General features: G+C 72.3%; 16 protein-coding genes. 8 read left to right on the top strand and 8 right to left on the bottom strand.

Translation table 11 applies throughout. From position 1 onward, the window contains the following. Positions 1–88: 88 nt before the first annotated feature. Together ACJX2R_RS39150 and ACJX2R_RS39145 are read right to left on the bottom strand one after the other, a co-directional pair. The gene (locus tag ACJX2R_RS39150) at positions 89–1,063 is read right to left on the bottom strand and encodes a zinc-binding alcohol dehydrogenase family protein (protein ID WP_413103946.1); all 975 of its coding nucleotides are present in this window, start codon (positions 1,061–1,063) and stop codon (positions 89–91) included. A gap of 126 nt (positions 1,064–1,189) precedes the next feature. Beyond that, positions 1,190–2,017, bottom strand: coding sequence for an alpha/beta fold hydrolase (locus tag ACJX2R_RS39145; RefSeq protein WP_413103945.1), 828 nt, complete (start codon positions 2,015–2,017; stop codon positions 1,190–1,192). A gap of 71 nt (positions 2,018–2,088) precedes the next feature. On the opposite strand from ACJX2R_RS39145, the gene ACJX2R_RS39140 reads away from it, so the two are divergent. From ACJX2R_RS39140 to ACJX2R_RS39130, 3 genes are all read left to right on the top strand, one after another. After that, entirely contained in the window at positions 2,089–3,042 is a 954-nt protein-coding gene (locus ACJX2R_RS39140; RefSeq protein WP_413103944.1) for a helix-turn-helix domain-containing protein, read from the top strand. A 384-nt stretch (positions 3,043–3,426) separates the two neighbouring features. Beyond that, positions 3,427–4,122, top strand: coding sequence for a hypothetical protein (locus tag ACJX2R_RS39135; RefSeq protein ID WP_413103943.1), 696 nt, complete (start codon positions 3,427–3,429; stop codon positions 4,120–4,122). A 62-nt stretch (positions 4,123–4,184) separates the two neighbouring features. Further along, the gene (locus tag ACJX2R_RS39130) at positions 4,185–4,658 is read left to right on the top strand and encodes a leucine-rich repeat domain-containing protein (RefSeq protein WP_413103942.1); all 474 of its coding nucleotides are present in this window, start codon (positions 4,185–4,187) and stop codon (positions 4,656–4,658) included. 3 nt (positions 4,659–4,661) lie between these two features. On the opposite strand, the gene zwf is transcribed toward ACJX2R_RS39130, so the two are convergent. The 3 genes from zwf to tkt are packed head-to-tail and all read right to left on the bottom strand — an operon-like array spanning position 4,662 to position 9,286. Further along, positions 4,662–6,161, bottom strand: a complete 1,500-nt coding sequence (zwf, locus tag ACJX2R_RS39125; RefSeq protein ID WP_413103941.1) for a glucose-6-phosphate dehydrogenase — start codon at positions 6,159–6,161, stop codon at positions 4,662–4,664. Next, on the bottom strand, positions 6,158–7,210 hold the full coding sequence (gene gnd / locus ACJX2R_RS39120; protein WP_413103940.1) for a phosphogluconate dehydrogenase (NAD(+)-dependent, decarboxylating): 1,053 nt from the start codon (positions 7,208–7,210) through the stop codon (positions 6,158–6,160). The genes zwf and gnd overlap by 4 nt, the downstream gene beginning before the upstream one ends. A 27-nt stretch (positions 7,211–7,237) precedes the next feature. Beyond that, a complete protein-coding gene (gene tkt, locus ACJX2R_RS39115; RefSeq protein ID WP_413103939.1) occupies positions 7,238–9,286 on the bottom strand; it encodes a transketolase in 2,049 nt (682 codons plus the stop codon). 208 nt (positions 9,287–9,494) lie between these two features. Between tkt and ACJX2R_RS39110 the strand changes: the two genes are divergently transcribed. Together ACJX2R_RS39110 and ACJX2R_RS39105 are read left to right on the top strand one after the other, a co-directional pair. Next, positions 9,495–10,169 carry an HAD family hydrolase gene (locus ACJX2R_RS39110; RefSeq protein WP_413103938.1) on the top strand — a complete coding sequence of 225 codons (675 nt, stop codon included), beginning with the start codon at positions 9,495–9,497 and terminating at the stop codon, positions 10,167–10,169. Between the two features lie 140 nt (positions 10,170–10,309). Beyond that, on the top strand, positions 10,310–11,800 hold the full coding sequence (locus ACJX2R_RS39105) for a sensor histidine kinase (RefSeq protein ID WP_413103937.1): 1,491 nt from the start codon (positions 10,310–10,312) through the stop codon (positions 11,798–11,800). Positions 11,801–11,815: 15 nt separating this feature from the next. On the opposite strand, the gene ACJX2R_RS39100 is transcribed toward ACJX2R_RS39105, so the two are convergent. Continuing rightward, positions 11,816–12,376, bottom strand: a complete 561-nt coding sequence (locus tag ACJX2R_RS39100; RefSeq protein ID WP_413103936.1) for an NADPH-dependent FMN reductase — start codon at positions 12,374–12,376, stop codon at positions 11,816–11,818. A 142-nt stretch (positions 12,377–12,518) separates the two neighbouring features. On the opposite strand from ACJX2R_RS39100, the gene ACJX2R_RS39095 reads away from it, so the two are divergent. Then, positions 12,519–13,502: a LacI family DNA-binding transcriptional regulator gene (locus tag ACJX2R_RS39095; protein WP_413103935.1), complete on the top strand. Its 984-nt coding sequence runs from the start codon at positions 12,519–12,521 to the stop codon at positions 13,500–13,502. A 55-nt stretch (positions 13,503–13,557) separates the two neighbouring features. On the opposite strand, the gene ACJX2R_RS39090 is transcribed toward ACJX2R_RS39095, so the two are convergent. Further along, positions 13,558–14,439 (bottom strand): LysR family transcriptional regulator, encoded by an 882-nt coding sequence (locus ACJX2R_RS39090; protein WP_413103934.1) that lies wholly within the window; start codon positions 14,437–14,439, stop codon positions 13,558–13,560. Between the two features lie 80 nt (positions 14,440–14,519). On the opposite strand from ACJX2R_RS39090, the gene ACJX2R_RS39085 reads away from it, so the two are divergent. Together ACJX2R_RS39085 and ACJX2R_RS39080 are read left to right on the top strand one after the other, a co-directional pair. After that, positions 14,520–15,521: an EamA family transporter gene (locus ACJX2R_RS39085; RefSeq protein WP_413103933.1), complete on the top strand. Its 1,002-nt coding sequence runs from the start codon at positions 14,520–14,522 to the stop codon at positions 15,519–15,521. Beyond that, positions 15,518–16,150: an NAD(P)-dependent oxidoreductase gene (locus tag ACJX2R_RS39080; protein WP_413103932.1), complete on the top strand. Its 633-nt coding sequence runs from the start codon at positions 15,518–15,520 to the stop codon at positions 16,148–16,150. The genes ACJX2R_RS39085 and ACJX2R_RS39080 overlap by 4 nt, the downstream gene beginning before the upstream one ends. 254 nt (positions 16,151–16,404) lie before the next feature. Here ACJX2R_RS39080 and ACJX2R_RS39075 read toward each other — a convergent pair whose 3' ends face one another. Further along, entirely contained in the window at positions 16,405–18,300 is a 1,896-nt protein-coding gene (locus ACJX2R_RS39075; RefSeq protein ID WP_413103931.1) for an amidohydrolase, read from the bottom strand. Positions 18,301–18,425 lie beyond the last annotated feature (125 nt).

Here is an 18,425-nt window from a genome sequence, read left to right as displayed (position 1 = left end):
AAGCGGGCCCCGCGGACACGGACCCCGCAGACACGGACCCCGCAGACACGGACCCCGCAGACACGGACCTCGCCGAGGCGGACCCCGCTCAATCCAGGACGACCACCATCTTGCCCTTGGCCTCGCCCGCCTCCATCACCCGATGTGCCTCGTGGATGTCCTCGAAACGGAACACCCGCGAGGGCTTCGCCCGGAGGCGGCCCGCCGCCACCTGCTCCGCGATGGTCTGGAGCGGCACATCGGACAGCGGGAAGCCGGGCGTCCCGAAGACGAAGCTCCCGAAGAAGGTGAGACAGACGCCGCTTGCCATCTGCAACAGGGGGTTGAAGTCCCCGATCGGATCGAGACCGCCGAGCCAGCCCGCCAGGCAGGCGCGGCCGCCTCGGCGCAGCATGGCGAGGGAATCGAGGATGGTGCTGTTGCCCACCAGGTCGAGCACCGCGTCGACGCGCTTGGCCTCGGGGATCCGCCCGGAGAGGTCCGGGCCCTCCAACTCGGTACGCTCCACGCCGAGTTGATCCAGCATGGCGAATCGCTCCCGGTTGCGGGAGGTGCCGATGACGTGTGCGCCGGCGTTCACCGCGAGGTTGATGGCGGCCTGTCCGAAGGCCGAGGTGGCGCCCCGAATGACGAGGGTTTCGCCGGGGGCGATCTCCAGATTGCGGAACAGGCAGGTCCAGGCGGTCGCGTAGGTTTCCGGGACGACGGCCAACTCGGCCCACGGCAGGTCGGATTCGATGGTGGCGACGTTCGACGCGGGCGCCCGGGTGTACTCGGCATAGCTGCCGTTGATGGTGCGCCCGAGGCCGCCCATCAGCGCGGCGACCTTCGTACCGACGGGGAACTCACCGCCGGGGCACGCCCTCACCAGCCCGACGCACTCGATACCGCTGACCTTCGCGGCCTCCGCCCACTCGCCCCTGCGCATATGCATCTCGGCGTGGTTGAGGCCGAACGCCCTGATGTCGATGACGACGTGTCCGGCCTTCGGCTCGGGCTCGGGCAGCTCCGTGTAGACGAGGCTTTCCGGTCCGCCGAACTTCTCGATCACGATGGCACGCACAATGTCGCTCCGGGTGTCCGCGAGCCCCCTCCGGGCGTTAGGCAAGCCCCTCCGGGTGTCAGCGAAACCCCTTCTCACCGTAGCCCCGCGGGTGGCCGCTCGCGAACCAGCGGGGGACGCACCTGGCTACGTGGCGAAGAAGCCGCTCAGCGCGCGGGCGATGGTGCCGGGCGCGTTCTCCATGGGGATGTGGTCCGCGTCGGGGATGCGTACGAGCGTGGTGTGCGGCATCTCCGCGGCGAACCGCTCGGCGTACGCCACCTTCTCGTGGCCGTCGTCCTCGCCCCAGAGCAGCAGCTTGGGCGTCGCCGATCGACGCAGCGCGGGTACCAGGTCGAGGGTGTGGCGGCTGTCGGCCGCGGCCGCCAGGGCCGCCCAGGAGCGGCGTACCCGCGGGTCGGTCCACGGGGTCAGGTAGTCCGCGACGCGCTCCTCGGTGGCGGCGCCCGCCAGCGCCGCGGTCACCGCCTGTCGGCGGGCGGCGAGGACGTCCTCCGCGGTGGGGCCCGGACGGCGGAAGCGGGCCACGTGGGGCGCCGGCCAGGAATCGTAGGTGACCGAGTTGACCAGGGCCAGCCGGGACACCTCCAGCCGGTCGTGAACGAGGAGATGCTGGGCGATGGCGCCGCCGATGTCATGGCCCGCCACGGGGACCGCTCCACGGATGCCCACCGCGGACGCGAATCGCGCCACCCAGTCCGCGAGGGCCGGGACCGTGGCCGTCTCCGGGGTGAGCTCGCCTCCGGAGCGTCCCAGCCCGGGGAGGTCGACCGCGAGCGGCCGCAGCCCCGCGTCGGCGAGACGGGCCATCACCGGCAGCCAGACCCGGCTCCAGTACGTGCCGTGCAGCAGCAGTACGGGCGGGCCGTCCCGCTCCACGGTCAGGTAGCTGGCCGCCTCCCCGTCCACCTGGACCGCTGTCCTCAGTACTCCCGTTTCGGTGGTGTCACTCATGGGACCACTGTGACCGGGGCCGGTCTCCCCGGCCGAGAGTCCGGAAAGACGCCTACGGGTACATTCTCGCCATGAGCCTCCACCGGGTAGTGGCCCTGCTCACCGAGCCGCAGTCGCCCTTCGAGGTCGCCTGCGCCGCCGAGGTCTTCGGCGCGGACGTACCCGAGGTGCCGGCCCGCTACAGCTTCCGGATCTGCGCCGAGCGACCCGGCCCGCTGCGGACCACCGTCGGCTACTCGATGCTCGTCGACGCGGGGCTGGAGGCCGTGCGGGAGGCGGACACCGTGGTCATCCCCGGCTGGCGGCAGCCGGGGACGACCGCGGTGTCGCCGGCCGTCATCGAGGCGCTGCGGGCCGCCCACGGGCGCGGGGCGAGGATCGTCGCCATCTGCACGGGCGCGTTCGTCCTCGCCCGGACCGGACTGCTCGACGGCCGCCGCGCCACCACCCACTGGCGCGGCACGGCCCGGCTCGCCGCCGCCTTCCCCGAGGTGCGGGTGGACACCAACGTGCTCTTCGTGGACCACGGCGACGTGGCGACCAGCGCCGGCAGCGGCGCGGGCATCGACCTGTGCCTCCACCTCGTACGTACGGACCATGGCGCGGCCCACGCCGCCCGGATCGCCCGGAACATGGTCCTGCCGCCGCACCGCGAGGGCAGCCAGCTCCAGTACGCCACGCCCCCCGTACCGGCCAAGGCGGACGAATCCCTGGCCCCGGTGCTGGAGTGGGCCACCGCGCACCTCGGCACCCGGCTGACCCTCGACCGCCTCGCCGAACGCGCGGGGCTGTCCAGCCGCACGCTCGCCCGCCGGTTCACCGAACAGCTCGGCACCAGCCCGGGACGGTGGCTGCTCACCCAGCGCGTCAACGCGGCCCGGGTACTGCTGGAGCGGACCGACCTGCCGGTCGAAGCCATCGCCACCCGGGTCGGCCTCGCCTCGGCGGTCAACCTGCGCCGCCGCTTCAGGGCACACCTCGGCACCACACCCGGCGCCTACCGACGCACCTTCGGCGAAACGTGACGCCCCCGCCGCACATCCGCTCGCCGGTGTGCGCTCGCGCACCGCTCCCGGCAGGGGATCGCCGCCCCTGCTCGCATCTCCGTACCGCTGTCAGGCCCGGCCCATAAGGTCCCGTGCCATGACCTCGGACAACCGACTGGACGAACTGCGCGTGCACCTCGCTGCGCCTGCGCCGGATGACCTCGCTGACCGGCCTGCGCCACCTCACCACGCTCCGCACCCTGCACATCGACCGCTGCAAGGAGATCACGGACCTCACCGAGGTCGGCGAGCTCACCTGCCTCACCGACCTCGACCCTCAACGGCTGCGCGGGCATCGAGGATCTGGCCCCGATCGGCCGCCTCACCGAACTGACCTGGCTCAACCTGCACCGCTGCCGGGCGGTGTCGGACATCGCGCCGCTGCTGACGCTCGGGCGGCTGCGCGAGCTGGACCTGAGCATGACCAAGGTACGGTCCGCCGACGGGTCCGGTACGGCGTTCCCCGCGCTGGAGACCCTGACGCTGCGCGGCTGCCGCTCCTTCAAGGACGCCTCGCGGCTGTCCGGGCTGACCCGGCTCACCGACCTCGACCTCGGCTGGACCGGGATCCGCGACCTGACCGGACTGCGGGACGTCCCCGCGGTGACCCGCCTGGACCTGCGCAGCTGCGGCCACCTGCGGGACCTGACCGGCATCGACGCGCTGCCCGCCCTGACCGACCTGACCCTGGACGACTGCCCGCGCCTGAAGACCCTCCGCGGGCTCGGCTCCCACCCCGGCGTGGAGTGGCTCGGTATCAACGGCTGCGCCGAACTGACCGACCTGAGCGCGCTGTCCACGCTGACCGGGCTGAGGAGGCTGTTCATCACGCGGGCCGAGCACCTCACCGATCTGCGCGGACTCGAAGCCGTCCGCGGTCTGGTGCAGGTCCTGCTCGAAGGCTGCCCCGCTCTTGGGGACTTCTCCGCGCTCGACCAGCTGCCGTCACTGGGCGTGATCAACCTGCGGGGCATCCCGCGACTCCGCGATCTCTCGCCGTTCGCGGGGGTCTCCGGCCTGGACTACATGAGCATCAGATCCAGGACTGCCCTTCGCTGACCGGCCTCGACGGCCTCGGCGACCTGCCCGCGCTGCGCGAACTCCGCGTCGAGGACTGCGCGGTGCTCGTGGACCCCGGCGGCCTGGCCGGTGCCCCGGTGGAAGACCTGACCTTCTCCCAGCTGCCGGGCCTGGGCTCGCTACGCACCCTGGAGGACTGCCCCGATCTGCGGAAACTGGTGATCGAGGACTGCCCGCGGGTGGCCGACATACCGGCTGGGCCAGTCGTCGACCTCAATCTGAAGGGCGTGGACTGGCGGGACCTCTCCCCTCTGGCCGGTCACGAGAACCTCCGCGTCCTGCGGCTGTGGATGCCCGAACTGAAGGACATCGGCGCACTGTCCGGCCTGCCCGGCCTCACCGACGTCCACCTGCACGAGTGCAGGGCTCTCGAGGACGTGAGCCCGCTGCTCGACCTGCCGTCCCTGGCGAAGGCCGCGCTGCCCCACGGCATGGCGTGGGAGGCGTACCACGGGCGGCCCGTTCCCGTGCACACGGCACTCACCGAGCGGGGAGTGACCGTCTCCGGCATCTGACCCTCATGTGCCGGTCCCGGGCGTGCCGGACGCGCCCGACGTGCCGGGCGTGCCGAAGGTCCCGGGCAGGATCTCGGCGGCGTCCGGCAGATGCCACGGGTAGGGCGCGATCAGTTCGCTGACGGCCGGCTCTGGGCCCCAGGAGCCGGGGGCGTAGGGCTGGACCGGCGGGGGGTTCTCCAGGAGGGGGGTCGACGCGGCCCAGATGTGTTCGATGCCGCGTGCCCGGGTGAACAGCGACTGGTCGCCCAGCATGGCGTCCAGGATGAGGCGTTCATAGCCCTCGAGCCCGTTCTCCTCGCAGTACGACCCGGCGTACCCGAAGGCCATCGTGGCCGGTTCGAGCCGCATCGCGGGGCCGGGCTCCTTGGTGAGGAAGCGGGCGGCGATCCAGCCGGGGTCCCCGAAGTCGATCACGATCTTGTTGGCCCGGTTCCTCTCCTGGTCGGCGAGGTCGGTCGGGAACATCCGCAGGGGCGGCTCGCGCAGTCCGAGGGTGATCACCTGGCGGCCCTGTGCGAGGTTCTTGCCGGAGCGCAGATGGAACGGGACCCCGGCCCACCGCCAGTTGTCCACCTCCACCCGCAGCGCGGCGAAGGTCTCGGTCGTCGAATCGGGGGCCACACCGGGTTCGTCGCGGTAGCCCTCGTACTGGCCGCGTACGACATCCCCGGGCGCGATGGGGCGCAGCGCCTCGAAGACCTTGTCCTTCTCGTCGCGCAACGGCTCGGCGGCGAGCGAGACCGGTGGTTCCATCGCCACGATGCCGAGCACCTGGATCAGATGGGTGACGATCATGTCCCGGAAGGCTCCGGTGCCCTCGTAGAAGTGGGCACGGCCCTCCAGGCCCAGCGTCTCGGGGACATCGATCTGCACATAACTGATGTGATCCCGGTTCCAGTTGGGCTCGAACATGCCGTTGGCGAACCGGAGGGCGAGGACGTTGTCCACCGACTCCTTGCCGAGGAAGTGATCGATGCGGAAGACCCGGGATTCGTCGAAGACGGCGTTGATCGTCTCGTTGAGCGCCCGCGCCGACGCCAGATCGGTGCCGAAGGGCTTCTCCACGATCACCTTCGCGTTCTCGGCCAGGTCCGTGTCGCCGAGCATGCCGATGGTGGACGCGAACGCCGAGGGCGGAATGGCCAGGTGGAACAGTCTGTGGGACGGCCCGCCGAGGGAGTCCTCCGCCGCCCGTACGGCCGCGAGCAGCGGGCCGGGGTCCTCGGGACCGGCCGCGCCGAAGGACAGCGACTCCTCGAAGGACTTCCACACCGGCCCGGTCGGCTTGGACCGTCCGAAGGCGGCGACCGCGTCATGGGCGTGGGCGCGGAACGCGTCGTCGCTCATCGCGGACCGGGCCGGGGCCGAGCCCACGATGCGGTAGCCGTCGGGGAGGAGGCCCGCGGCGGCGAGGTGGTACAGCCCGGGGAGCAGTTTGCGCTTGGCGAGGTCGCCGGTGGCGCCGAAGAGCACGATCACATGGTCGTCCGGTGCCGTCATCGCCCGCTCCCCTTCTCGGTCTCGGCCTTCTTCTCGGCGTGTCCGCCGAACTCGCTGCGCATGGCGGACAGCACCCGGTCGGCGAACTCGCCGAGGCCGCGGGACTGGAAGCGGTCGGTGAGCGCCGTGCTGATCACGGCGGCGGGCACGCCCTCGTCGATCGCGGCCCGTACCGTCCAGCGCCCTTCGCCGGAGTCCGAGACCCGCCCGGTGAACTCATCCAGCCGCGGCGACCGGGCCAGCGCGTCGGCGGTGAGGTCGACGAGCCAGGAACCGACGACCGAGCCGCGGCGCCACACCTCGGCCACCTCGCCGACGTCGATCTCGTACTGGTACGCCTCCGGCTCGCGCAGCGGGGTGGTCTCCGCGTCGGCGGCGCGCTTGCGCAGTCCGGCGTCCGCGTGGTCGATGATGCTCAGCCCCTCGGCGATCGCGGCCATCATGCCGTACTCGACCCCGTTGTGGACCATCTTCACGAAGTGGCCGGCTCCGTTCGGACCGCAGTGGAGATAGCCCTCCGGCGCCGTCCCGTCGCCGTGTCTGCTCGGTGTCGGCTCGGCGGAGCCGGTGCCGGGCGCGATGGTGCGGAAGATGGGGTCGAGCCGGGCGACGGGCCCGTCCTCACCGCCGATCATCAGGCAGTAGCCGCGCTCAAGTCCCCAGACTCCGCCGGAGGTTCCGCAGTCCAGGTAGTGGATGCGGTGCGGGGCGAGCCGTGCCGCGCGGGTGATGTCGTCGCGGTAGTAGGAGTTGCCACCGTCGATGATGGCGTCGTCCGGGTCGAGGAGCCCGGTGAGCTGGTCGAGGGTGGGCTGTACGACGGCGGCGGGCAGCATGAGCCAGACGGCCCGTGGCGGCTCCAGCTTCGCCACCAGATCGCCGAGCGAGCGGGCGGCGACGGCGCCCTCGCCCTCCATTTCCCGCACGGCGCCTTCGCTGACGTCGTAGACCACACAGCGGTGGCCGTCGCGCATCAGCCGGCGCACGAGGTTCGCGCCCATCCGGCCGAGCCCGACCATGCCGAGCTGCATCGGGGTGTCGGTAGCCATGTGCTCTCCTGTCGCGTCATCGCCCGCTCAGCCCGGGGCCACCAGCTCGCGCGCCACCTGCGCGACGCGCTCGGGGGTGAATCCGAACTTCGTGAGCAGCTGTTTGAGGGGTGCGGAGGCGCCGAAGGTGTGCATTCCGACGACGGCCCCGTCCGCGCCGACATACCGGTCCCAGCCGAACGTGGAGGCCTCCTCCACCGCGACCCTGCGCGTGACCGCGGGCGGCAGCACCTGGTCGCGGTACTCGCGCGGCTGACGGTCGAACAGCTCCCAGCACGGCATGCTGACCACGCGGGACGCGATGCCCCCGGCGGTCAGCTCCTCGTGTGCGGCCAGGGCCAGCGCCACCTCGGAGCCGGTGGCGAGCAGGATCACCTCGGGCTCGCCCCGGTCCGCGTCCGCCAGGACGTAGGCGCCCCACGCGACACCGGTGGCCGCCCCGAGCCGAGTGCGGTCCAGGGTGGGCAGGGGCTGGCGGGAGAGGACCAGCGCGGCCGGCGCCCGGCGGAGACCGGCGACCACCCGCCAGGTCTCGGCGACCTCGTTCGCGTCGGCGGGGCGGAACACCAGCAGCCCGGGCGTGGCGCGCAGCCCGGCGAGCTGCTCGACGGGCTGGTGGGTGGGTCCGTCCTCGCCCACCCCGATGGAGTCGTGGGTGAAGATGTGCACGGTGGGGATCTCCATCAGCGCCGAGAGGCGAATGGCCGCCTTGGCGTAGTCGGAGAAGATCAGGAACCCGGACCAGTACGGACGGAGTTTCGTCAGCGCCATTCCATTGGCCACCGCGGCGGCCGCATGCTCCCGGACGCCGAAGTGCAGATTGCGCCCGGCGTGGTCATACGGCTGGAAGTCGCCCGCACCGCCGAAGGTGAGGCGGGTCTTGGTCGAAGGCGCCAGATCGGCGGAGCCGCCGAGCATCCAGGGCACCGCCTTGGCCACCGCGTTCAGCACCTGCCCCGAGGAGTCGCGGCTCGCCAGGCCCTTCGGATCGGCCGGGAAGGTGGGCAGCGCGGTCTCCCAGCCGTCCGGCAGCTCACGGCGCTGGATCCGCTCCAACTCGTCGGCGAGCTCGGGGTAGGCGCCGCGGTAGGCGTCGAACGTCTTCTCCCAGTGGCTGCGCAGCTGGGCGCCGCGCGCCCCGATCCCCCGTGCGAACCAGTCGGGCACCCCGTCGGGGATGTGGAAGTCGGCGTCGGGTGGCAGGCCGAGGGCGCGCTTGGTGGCCTTGACCCCCTCCGGTCCGAACGGCGCCCCATGTGCCTTCGGTGAGTCCTCGACCGGTGAGCCGTACCCGATGTGGCTGTGGACGAGGATCAGGGTCGGGCGCGCGGCCTCGGCGCGGAAGGAGTGGAAGGCGCGGCCGATCCGGCCGAGGTCGTTGGCGTCGGCCACGGTGGTCACGTTCCAGCCGTAGGCCAGGAAGCGCGCGGCGACGTCCTCGGTGAAGGTGATGTCGGTGTGGCCCTCGATGGTGACCCGGTTGGAGTCGTAGATCCAGCACAGATTGGACAGCCGAAGGTGTCCGGCGAGCGAGGCCGCCTCGGAGGAGACGCCCTCCATCATGCAGCCGTCTCCGGCGAGCGCGTACACGTCGAAGTCGAAGAGCGCGAAGTCGTCGCGGTTGTACCGCGCCGCCAGCCACTGCCCGGCGATCGCCATGCCGACGGAGGTGGCGACGCCCTGGCCGAGCGGGCCGGTGGTCGTCTCGACGCCGCTCGTCCACCGGTACTCGGGGTGGCCGGGGCAGCGCGAGTCGAGCTGCCGGAAGGACTTCAGATCGTCGAGGGTCACCGCCGGACGGCCCAGCACCTCGTACTCGGGGTCGACCGTGCGCACACCGGTCAGGTGCAGCAGCGACCAGAGCAGGGCGGAGGCATGGCCCTCGGAGAGCACGAAGCGGTCGCGGTTCGGCCAAATGGGATCGGCGGGGTCGAAACGCAGAAACCGCTGCCACAGTGTGTACGCGACGGGCGCCATCCCCATGGGCGTTCCGGGGTGTCCCGAATTCGCCTTCTGGATCGCGTCCATGCACAGTCCGCGGATCGTGTTCACCGACAGCGTGTCCAGGTCGGTCATGGCGACGCCGCCCTCCGTGCGCTCGATGGATGTCTGCGAAGCCCCGCGAAGTGTCGGAGACGATCGTCCGGTCGCTCCCCCTCTCGGCCCTCCGGGGGTGCTGCCCCCGTCATTTCAACGGCACCACCAACACCGCGGCCCCGCAACTGGCCGCCCCCGGTGCCACCGCGCACCCTGGAAGCAGGCGGAACCGGAGGAGATGCGTGTGATGGCCGGACCGGTAGCGGTGCTCTTCGACATCGACGAAACCCTGATCCACACCGGCGGCTCGGGAGCCCGGAGTTGGGCCTGGGCCTTCGACCGGTTGCACGGCGTGGCCGCCGATATCGGAGAACACACCTCGGCCGGGGAGACGGATCCGCAGGTCGGCCGGGAGACGTTCCGGGCCGTGCTCGGCCGCGAGCCCAGTCACGATGAGATGGCCCGCCTGTACGCGGCGTATCTGTGGCATCTCTCGGAGGACATCCGGACCTCGGAGGGGTATCGCGTCATGGACGGTGTCGAAGACACCCTGCGGCGGATCACGGACGCGGGGATCATCCTCGGGCTCATCTCCGGCGCGATGGAGGGCGCGGCCCGGATCAAGATGGAACCGGGCGGCCTGGGCCGCTATTTCGTGTTCGGCGCCTACGGCTCGGACTCCCCGGACCGTGCGGAGATCACCCGCCTGGCGTTGGCGAAGGCCGCCCGGCTGCACGGGCACGATCTGGGCCGGTCCGATGTCTACGTGGTCGGGGACACGCCTCGCGACATCGAGGCCGGGCACGCCGCGAACGCGACGGCGGTGGGGGTCGCGAGCGGCCACTACTCCGCGGCCGAGCTGCGTGCCGCGGAGGCCGACCATGTGCTTACGTCGCTGGCCGAGCCTTTCCCGCACACGTGAGAACGGCGTGGACTCGCCGACCCGGCCGTGTCGATGCTTTCATCTGTTCCTCGGACGGACGCGTTCGACCGCCGCGGAACAGAGGTGTGCATGGCAGGCAACGCCGGACTGCCCCGGGAAACGTCAGCCGGGGAGGCGCCATGAGACTGTCCACCCGCATCGCGCTCGCGGTCGGCGTGAGCGTGCCGCTGCTGGTGCTGGCCTCCGGCTGGCTGCTGCTGCGTCTGGTCGGCGACGACCTGCGCGCACACCAGAACTCCCAGCTGCGCGCTCGCGCCACGGTCGTCGCCAAGAACGCCAAGGCGTTCCTCGATGTCGCCGGGACCGACCGCCCGGTCATGGAGCAGACCCGGCAGCGGCGGCTGGTCAACTCCGCGCGGGACGTGGGCATCCGGCTGACCGCGCCCGGGGGCACGATCTCGGCCGGGCCGCAACCCGACCCGTTGCCCTCACTGCCCCGCACCGCCCCCAAGCCGGTCACCGTGACCTCCGACGACACGGACTGGCTGGTCCTGTCGCTGCGTGTCGGTGCCGCGAAAGAGGGCACCACGCCGAATCTGTGGCTGTTCTCGCCGGACACCACCGAGGAGGAGCTGGCGCTGGTGCGCCAACGGGTCGTGTTCGGGGCGCTGGTGGCCGCGCCCCTGGCCGGGGCCACCACGTGGGCGCTCGCGGCCCGCGCGGTGCGGCCGCTGCGGCGGTTGCAGCGGCGCACCAGCGGTCTGGACCCGAGGACCAGCGCCGTACGCCTGGAGCACACGCCGACCCGTGTCGGCGAGGTCGACGATCTGGCGTACACGCTGCAAACCGTTCTCGCCCGCTACGACGAGCAGGTCGAACGCACCGGGGAGGCGCTGGCCACCGCCCGCGCGTTCGCCGCGACCGCGTCCCACGAGCTGCGCACCCCGCTGATGAGCATGCGCACCAACATCGACATCCTCGCCGACCACCCCGACCTGGACCCCGTGGACCGGGCGGAGGTACTCGACGACCTGGGCCGCGAACACACCCGGCTGCTGGGGCTGCTGGTGATGCTCAGGGCGCTCGCGCAGGGCGACTTGGTCGAGGCGGACGCGTTCACGTCGCTGGACCTCACGGAGGTGCTGGACGCGTCCGTCTCCGGCCTGCGGCGCACCCACCCGGACGCCGAGGTGTCCGTGCGCACCACCCCGGGGCTGCTGGTGCACGGCTGGGAGGAGGGGCTGCGCTCGGCGGTGGACAACCTGCTGACCAACGCCTGGACCCATGGCCGCGCCACCGACGGCACGGCCCACATCGAGGTGACCCTGCGCCACACCGGCGACCCGCGGCAGCCGCTCGCCGTGCTCACCGTGGACGACCACGGCCCCGGCATCCCACCCGAACGCCGCGAGGAGGTCTTCCAGCGCTTCCGGCGCGGCCCGGACAGCCCCGGCTCCGGCCTCGGCCTGACCCTGGTCGCCCAGCAGATCGCCCTGCACCGGGGCCGGATCACCGTACTGGACCGGCCCGACGGACGTCCCGGCACACGCTTCGAGGTACGGCTGCCGGTCACCGGCGTCCGGGACGTGGAGAGCACGCTGCCGCTGCTCCGCCGGGACTGGCTGACCGGCCGCCATCCGCTGCCGACAAGGTCCGATACACGGGCGTGAGGAGCGTTCGCCGGGCTAGGCAGCGCGGACCGTGGCCATCGCGGTGCTCCAGATGACGACCTGGTCGAGCAGGGTGTTCACGGCCTCGGTCTGGTGCTCGGCGGGGGTGAATCTGCTGAACTCCTCGAAGTCGGTGAACAGGGACAGCGAGACCTGTGCGCGCACATCGGCCACCTGGAGCTCGGCCATGACCAGGCGCAGGTGCTCGACCGCGCGGGTGCCACCGGCGCTGCCGTAGCCGACGAAGCCGGCGGCCTTGTTGTTCCACTCGGCGTACAGGAAGTCGATGGCGTTCTTCAGCGCGCCGGAGGTGGAGTGGTTGTACTCGGGGGTGATGAACACGAAGCCGTCGAAGGAGGCGATCTTCTCGGCCCAGGCCCTGGTGTGCGGCTGCGAGTACTGGCCCAGCGACGGCGGGACCGCCTCGTCCAGGAGGGGGAGCCGGTAGTCGGCGATGTCGACCAGCTCGTACTCCGCGTCGGTGCGCCGCCGGGCGACGTCGAAGACCCACTGGGCGACGGCCTCGCCGTTGCGGCCGGGGCGGGTGCTGCCGAGGATTATGGCGATCTTGGGCATCTGCGTAATCCTTTCCGTTCCGTGGCGCGTTCCCCGGAGTCGGGCCCGTAACTCGTCCGGTTGGACCGCCCCGTCCCCATCGCCCGCCCCCCACGCGCGACATCGGCGGGTGGCGCGGGGGCGGGAGCGTATTCTGCCGGGCGTGTCGAGGGTGACGATCGGGGATGTGGCACGGGCGGCGGAGGTCTCGACCGCGACGGTGTCCAACGTGCTCAACGGCACCGGCCGGGTCTCGGAGGCGACGCGGGCGAGGGTGCGGGCGGTGGCCGGTGCGCTCGGTTACGGCCCGGTGGGCGGCGGCGGGCGCACCCTGGGGCTCGCGGTGACCGCTCATGGCGACAGCGCCTGGGACTTCGCGAGCGTGCCGTACTTCGCCCGGGCCATCAGCGCGGCCACCGTCGCCGCGCACCGGCGTGGCTACGCGCTGATGGCGATGCCCTCGGGACCGGCCGAGCACATGTGGCGCACTCTCCCGGCCGCCGGGGTGGTGGTGCTGGACAGTCCGACCGGCGACCCCGTGGTGCGGGTGCTGCGCGCTCGCGGTCTGCCCCTGGTGTTCGACGGCCGTCCCGAGGATCTGCGGGCGCGGGAGACCTGGGTCGACAACGACCACGAGGCCATGACCCGCCGGGTCCTTGAGCATCTGGCCGGGCAGGGCGCGGAGCGGATCGCGCTGATCGCCGGGCCCACCCAGGAGTACTACAGCCGCGCGAGCGCGACGGCCTACCGGCGGTGGTGTGCGCGGGCCGGTGTGCGGCCGTGCGTGGTCCCGTTCGACGAGGACGACTCCGCGGGACGGGGGCTGGACGCCCTGCTGACCGGGGAGGGCGGCCCGGACGCGGTGTTCGGCCTGTACGACCCGTGCGGCCGTCAGATCCTGGCGGCGGCCGCGCGGTGCGGGCTTTCGGTGCCGGAGGACCTGATGGTGGTGTGCGGCAGCGAGGATCCGGCCTACGGGCGCACGGTGCCGCCCGTGTCGACGGTGTCGCTGGCCCCCGAGGAGGCCGGAACGGCGGCTGTCGACGCGCTGGTGAGCCTGGTGGAGGATCCGCCGTGCACACCGCCGCCCGTGGTGCTCGGGACCCGGCTGGTGGTTCGTTCGTCCTCGACGCGCCGATCCCGCTGATCCCGCCGATCCCGCCGGCAGGCGTCGTGAGGTGGCCCCGGTCCCGTCGCGTGCGTCAGGCTTCCGTGGGCGTGATGTCCAGCGCCGTGAGGAAGGCCGTCGCCGCCGGTGTGCGGCTGAAGCGGCTCCAGATGACGTACTCGACGCGGGCCGGTGCGTCGGCGACCTCGACGGTGACGACGCCCGCGAGATGAGGCGCGTAGGCGGTGGGAAGCATCGCCACGCCGAGGCCCGGGGCGACCAGCCGGGCGATGAAATCCGCGCTGGTCACTTCGAAGGCCACGTCACGGGTGAGTCCGGCGGCCTCGAAGGCCAGGTCGGACTGGGCGCGCCCGGCGGTCCCGGCCGGGAGGTCCACGAACACCTCGGAGGAGAGCCTGCGCAGGTCGACCTGTGACTCCCCGGCGAGGGGATGGTCCGGCGCGACCACGGCGACGAGCCGGTCACGCGCGAGTTCATGGGCGTCGACGCCTTGTGGGCGGGCGGTGGTCGGCAGGCCGAGGAACGCCACGTCGAGGGCGCCTTCCTTCACCTGCTCGACGAGGTCGTCGCTGGCGCCCACCCGCAGGCTGACGCGCACCCGCGGATACCGCTCGCGGAAGTCGCGCAGCGCGCCCGGGATGTCGACCGCGGTGACGGTGGGGATCAGGCCCACGGCGAGCCGTCCGCGTACCTCCCCGACGGCCGCGGCGACCTCGGCGGCCGCGCGATCGGCGGCGTCCAGGCACTGGCGGGCGGCCGGGAGGAAGGCCGCACCGGCCGGTGTCAGCCGCACCCGGCGGCTGGTGCGCTCGAAGAGTCTCGCACCCAACTCCTTCTCCAGGCGGGCGATTTGGTGGCTGAGGGCGGACTGGACGACCAGACACCGTTCCGCGGCGCGAGTGAAGCTGTTCGTCTCGGCGACGGCGACGACGTACCGCATCTGCTGGAGCTCCATGGATCCATCGTGGATCGAGATCGATGAGGTGACAAACATGTGTTGGACTCATCAATGGCCCCGGGACGAGACTTCCAGGCATGACACGGCACACCACAGAAGTGGCTTCCGGCGGGGCCGGCGGTGTCCGCCACGGAAACCTGCCACGCACCGCCCTGACGGCGCTCGCGCCCTCGGTGTGGGGCACGACGTATGTCGTCACCACCGAACTGCTCCCCGAGGGACATCCGCTCTTCGCGGGGTTCCTGCGCGCGTTGCCCGCCGGTCTGATCGCGCTGGCCCTCACCCGGACGCTGCCGCGCGGCGCCTGGTGGGGGAAGGCCGCGGCGCTCGGCGTGCTGAACATCGGGCTGTTCCTCCCGCTGCTGTTCGTCGCGGCCGAACGCCTGCCGGGTGGCGTGGCCGCCACCTTGGCGGCGGCCCAGCCGCTGGTCGTGGCCGTCCTGGCCGTCACCGTGCTCCATGAGCGCCTTTCGCCGTGGCGCCTCCTGTGGGGTGTGACGGGCGTCGTCGGCGTCGGGCTCGTGGTGATCGGGCCGAACGCGGCGCTCGACACCGTCGGGGTCGTGGCGGGCCTCGCGGGCGCGGTCACGATGGCGCTCGGTGTGACGCTCACCAAGCGCTGGGGGCGCCCCGCCGGGGTCGGTGCCACCACCTTCGCCGGGTGGCAACTCACCGCGGGCGGGCTCTTCCTGGTGCCCCTCACCTTCCTCGCCGAGGGGGCGCCGCCCGCGATCGACCTGCCCGCCGCGCTCGGCTACCTCTGGCTGGGGCTGGTCGGCGGTCTGATCACCTACGCCCTGTGGTTCCAGGGCATCACCAGCCTGCCCGTGGCCTCGGTCGCGGTTCTCGCCCTGCTCTCACCGCTGGTGGCAGCGGTTCTCGGCGCCATCGTGCTCGACCAGACGCTCGGCCCGGTCCAGCTCGTGGGATTCGCGCTGTCGCTCGCCGCGATCGTCGCGGGACAGCTTCCGCCGCGCGCTCGCGCCCGTACCCGCGCCCGTACGCGGACGCCCGAACACGACTCCGTCTCCGCCCCCGCTCCCGCTCCCGCCCCCACCCCGGAAGGGACATCTCGATGAAGATCGCCGTTGTCGGAGCCGCCGGAATGGTGGGCTCGCGTGTCGTCGACGAAGCCGTGAGCCGGGGCCACGACCTCGTCGCGGTGTTCCGCAAGGAGCCGACGGCCGCCCCGCCACCCGGAGTGATCGCCGTGCGGGGCGACGCCGACGACCCCGACCACATGAGCCGACTCTTCACCGGCACCGACGCGATCGTGGCCGCGACCCGACCCGCCCCCGGTCACGAGGACACCGCCGTCAGGACCACGGCGGCGCTGCTCACCGCCGCCGAGACGGCCCGGACGCGCATTCTCGTCGTCGGCGGCGCCGCGCCGCTGCGGGACCCGGGCCACCCCGACCGGCTCGTCCTGGACAGCCCGGAGTACGTTCCGGAACCCTTCCGTGCCATCGCCGCCGCCAGCGCCGCGCAGCTGGACGTCTGCCGGGCCCACTCGGCCGACTGGGTCTACCTCAGCCCACCCGCCCTCCTCGAGCCCGGGCACCGCACCGGAAAGTACCGGCGCGGCACGACGACCCTCATCACCGCCGCCGACGGCGGGTCCCGCGTCTCGGCGGAAGACCTCGCCGTGGCGGTCCTCGACGAGCTGGAGAACCGCGGCGAGGACACGCACTTCACCGTCGGCTACTAGGGGTGCCCGACGGTACGCGTACGCCTGCGGCGGGCTGCTTTCCCCTACCCGCCCCTTCCCACGCAGCGTCGATATGCGGCTCCGCCGCGTGGGGGCTCCGCCCCAGACCCCGCTCCTCAATCGCCGGAGGGGCTGGAAGACGGGGTCCAGGGGCGGAGCCCCTGCCGCGCGGCGGAGCCGCATATCGATGCTGCGGGAAGGGGCAAACCGCCGGACACCCCGTAGCGGGCCGGGCGGACGGCGGCGACTACGGGTCAGCGGTGGCAGCCGCAGGCGGCGTGACGGCCGTGCACGGTGGTGAGGGAGGCGGGCCGGGGCGCCGTGAACGATGCGGCGGCCGCCTCGGCGCCGGGCTGGTCCGCGTCCCACACGCGCCTGCCGCCCGCCAGCGTCAGACGGACCCTGGTACCGGTGATGTCCTTGACCGGCACTCGGGTCACATCCCGGTCGAGCACGATCACATCGGCGGCCCGGCCCGGGGTGAGCACACCGGTCTCGTGGTCGATACGGAGCTGATGGGCCGAGCCCGCCGTGTGCATGCGCAGGCTGGTGGAGCGGCTGATGCCCTCCCGCTCCGGGTACAGCGCCCCGTCCTCGCCCTCCCGGTCGATCGCGGTGCGGATCTGGTTGAACGAGTCGAGCGGGTCCACCGGCCAGTCCGATCCCCCGGCCAGCGCCGCGCCGTACCGCTCCAGGCTGCGCGCCGGATACATCAGCCGGTGGCGGTCCGGGCCGATGTAGGGCAGGAGGGCGTCCATCGTCCACACGTTGCGCATCGCCCACTGAAGCTGCATGCAGGCGACGACGCCCAGCGGTGCGAAGCGCCGGTAGTCGTCCGGGTGCACCAGCTGAAGATGGGCGATGGTGTGCCGGTTGCCACGGCGGCCGTTGGCGCGTACCGCCGCCTCATAGCCGTCCAGTGCGGTACGCACCGCGCGGTCCCCGATCGCGTGTGCGTGCAACTGCCACCCGGCCCGGTCCAGTACGGTCGCCAGCCGCCCGTACTCGGTGGGGGTGGCGTACAAGTCGCCGCGGTTGTCGGTGGGTTCGCCGTCGCCGTCGAGGTACGGCTCCAGCAGCGCGGCGGTCTGCGCGGGGTGCTCGATCACGCCGTCGAGGAAGACCTTCGCCGTCCCGAAGCACAGGCCCGGCACCTGTCCGTACGCCGTGCGCTGCTCGTTGACGTGGGCCAGCGCGGCCTTCGGGTCGCGGACGAGCTCGATGTCCAGGCGCAGCGCGGGAATCACCCGCTGCGGCAGCCGGTCCGAGGCGGCCAGGTCGGCGTAGGCGCGCAGTCCTTCGGTCCCGGTGGCGGCGTCCATGTACGTGGTGATGCCGTTGGAGGCCGCCTGGCGGAGGGCCTTCGCCGCGGCGGCCAGCGCCCTGTCCTGGTCCGGTGGCGGAATCACCGCCGCGACGATGTCCTGCGCGGTGTCCTTGAGCAACCCGGACGGCGCTCCGGCCGCGTCGTGGACGATATGGCCACCGGCCGGGTCCGGGGTGCTCGACGTGATCTTCGCCAGCTCCAGGGCCCGCTGGTTGACCCACATGTTGTGGGCGTCCGAGCCCTTGAGCGCGATCGGGCGGCGGGTCGGCAGCGCGTCCAGGAGGCGGTGGTGGGTCTCGGTCCCGGCCGGCAGGCCCACCGGGTTCCAGTCCTCCACCACCAGCCATCCATCGGGCTCCTGGCCCTCGCTCGCGTTCAGGAAACCGGTGAGCTTCGCCTGGAGCGCGGCGACGGTGTACGTCTCATTGCCCAGGGACGGGTTGAGCGAGCGCCACCCGGCCTCCAGGCAGTGGGCATGGGCGTCGATGATCCCCGCCATGACGGTGCCGCCACGGGCGTCGACGAACTCCGTGTCCCTCCCGGCCAGGCGCCGCACCACGGACGCCGGGCCGACCGCGAGGATCCTCCCGTCCCTTCCCACGGCGAGGGCCTCCTGCTGCGGCACATACGGCAGCCCGGTCAGCACCCGCCCACCGTGGATGATCGTCGCGGCCGGACGACGGGAGCCGGACGGACGACGGGATCCGGACGGCCGACGGCCGGAGGCCGCGAACGCGGCGGAGGGGGCCGGGCCGAGTGCGCCCGCGACACCCACCGCGCCCGCGGCCGACAGAAGACGACGGCGCGCCAGGTCAAGGCTCATGCTCACTCCCTGAGTGTGATGAGGTGTGACGCGTCAGCCTTGGTGATTAAGCCCTTAAGCACCAGCGCCCGGCGCTGCCGATATGGCCCGTGGACGGGGGTCTCCACAACGGATTTCGCGGCGGG

This window comes from Streptomyces sp. Inha503, assembly GCF_047215865.1.
In the GTDB taxonomy this organism is placed as follows: domain Bacteria; phylum Actinomycetota; class Actinomycetes; order Streptomycetales; family Streptomycetaceae; genus Streptomyces; species Streptomyces lycopersici.
The sequence above is the reverse complement of the archived record's forward strand: the minus strand, read 5'-3'. Positions and strand labels throughout refer to the sequence as shown.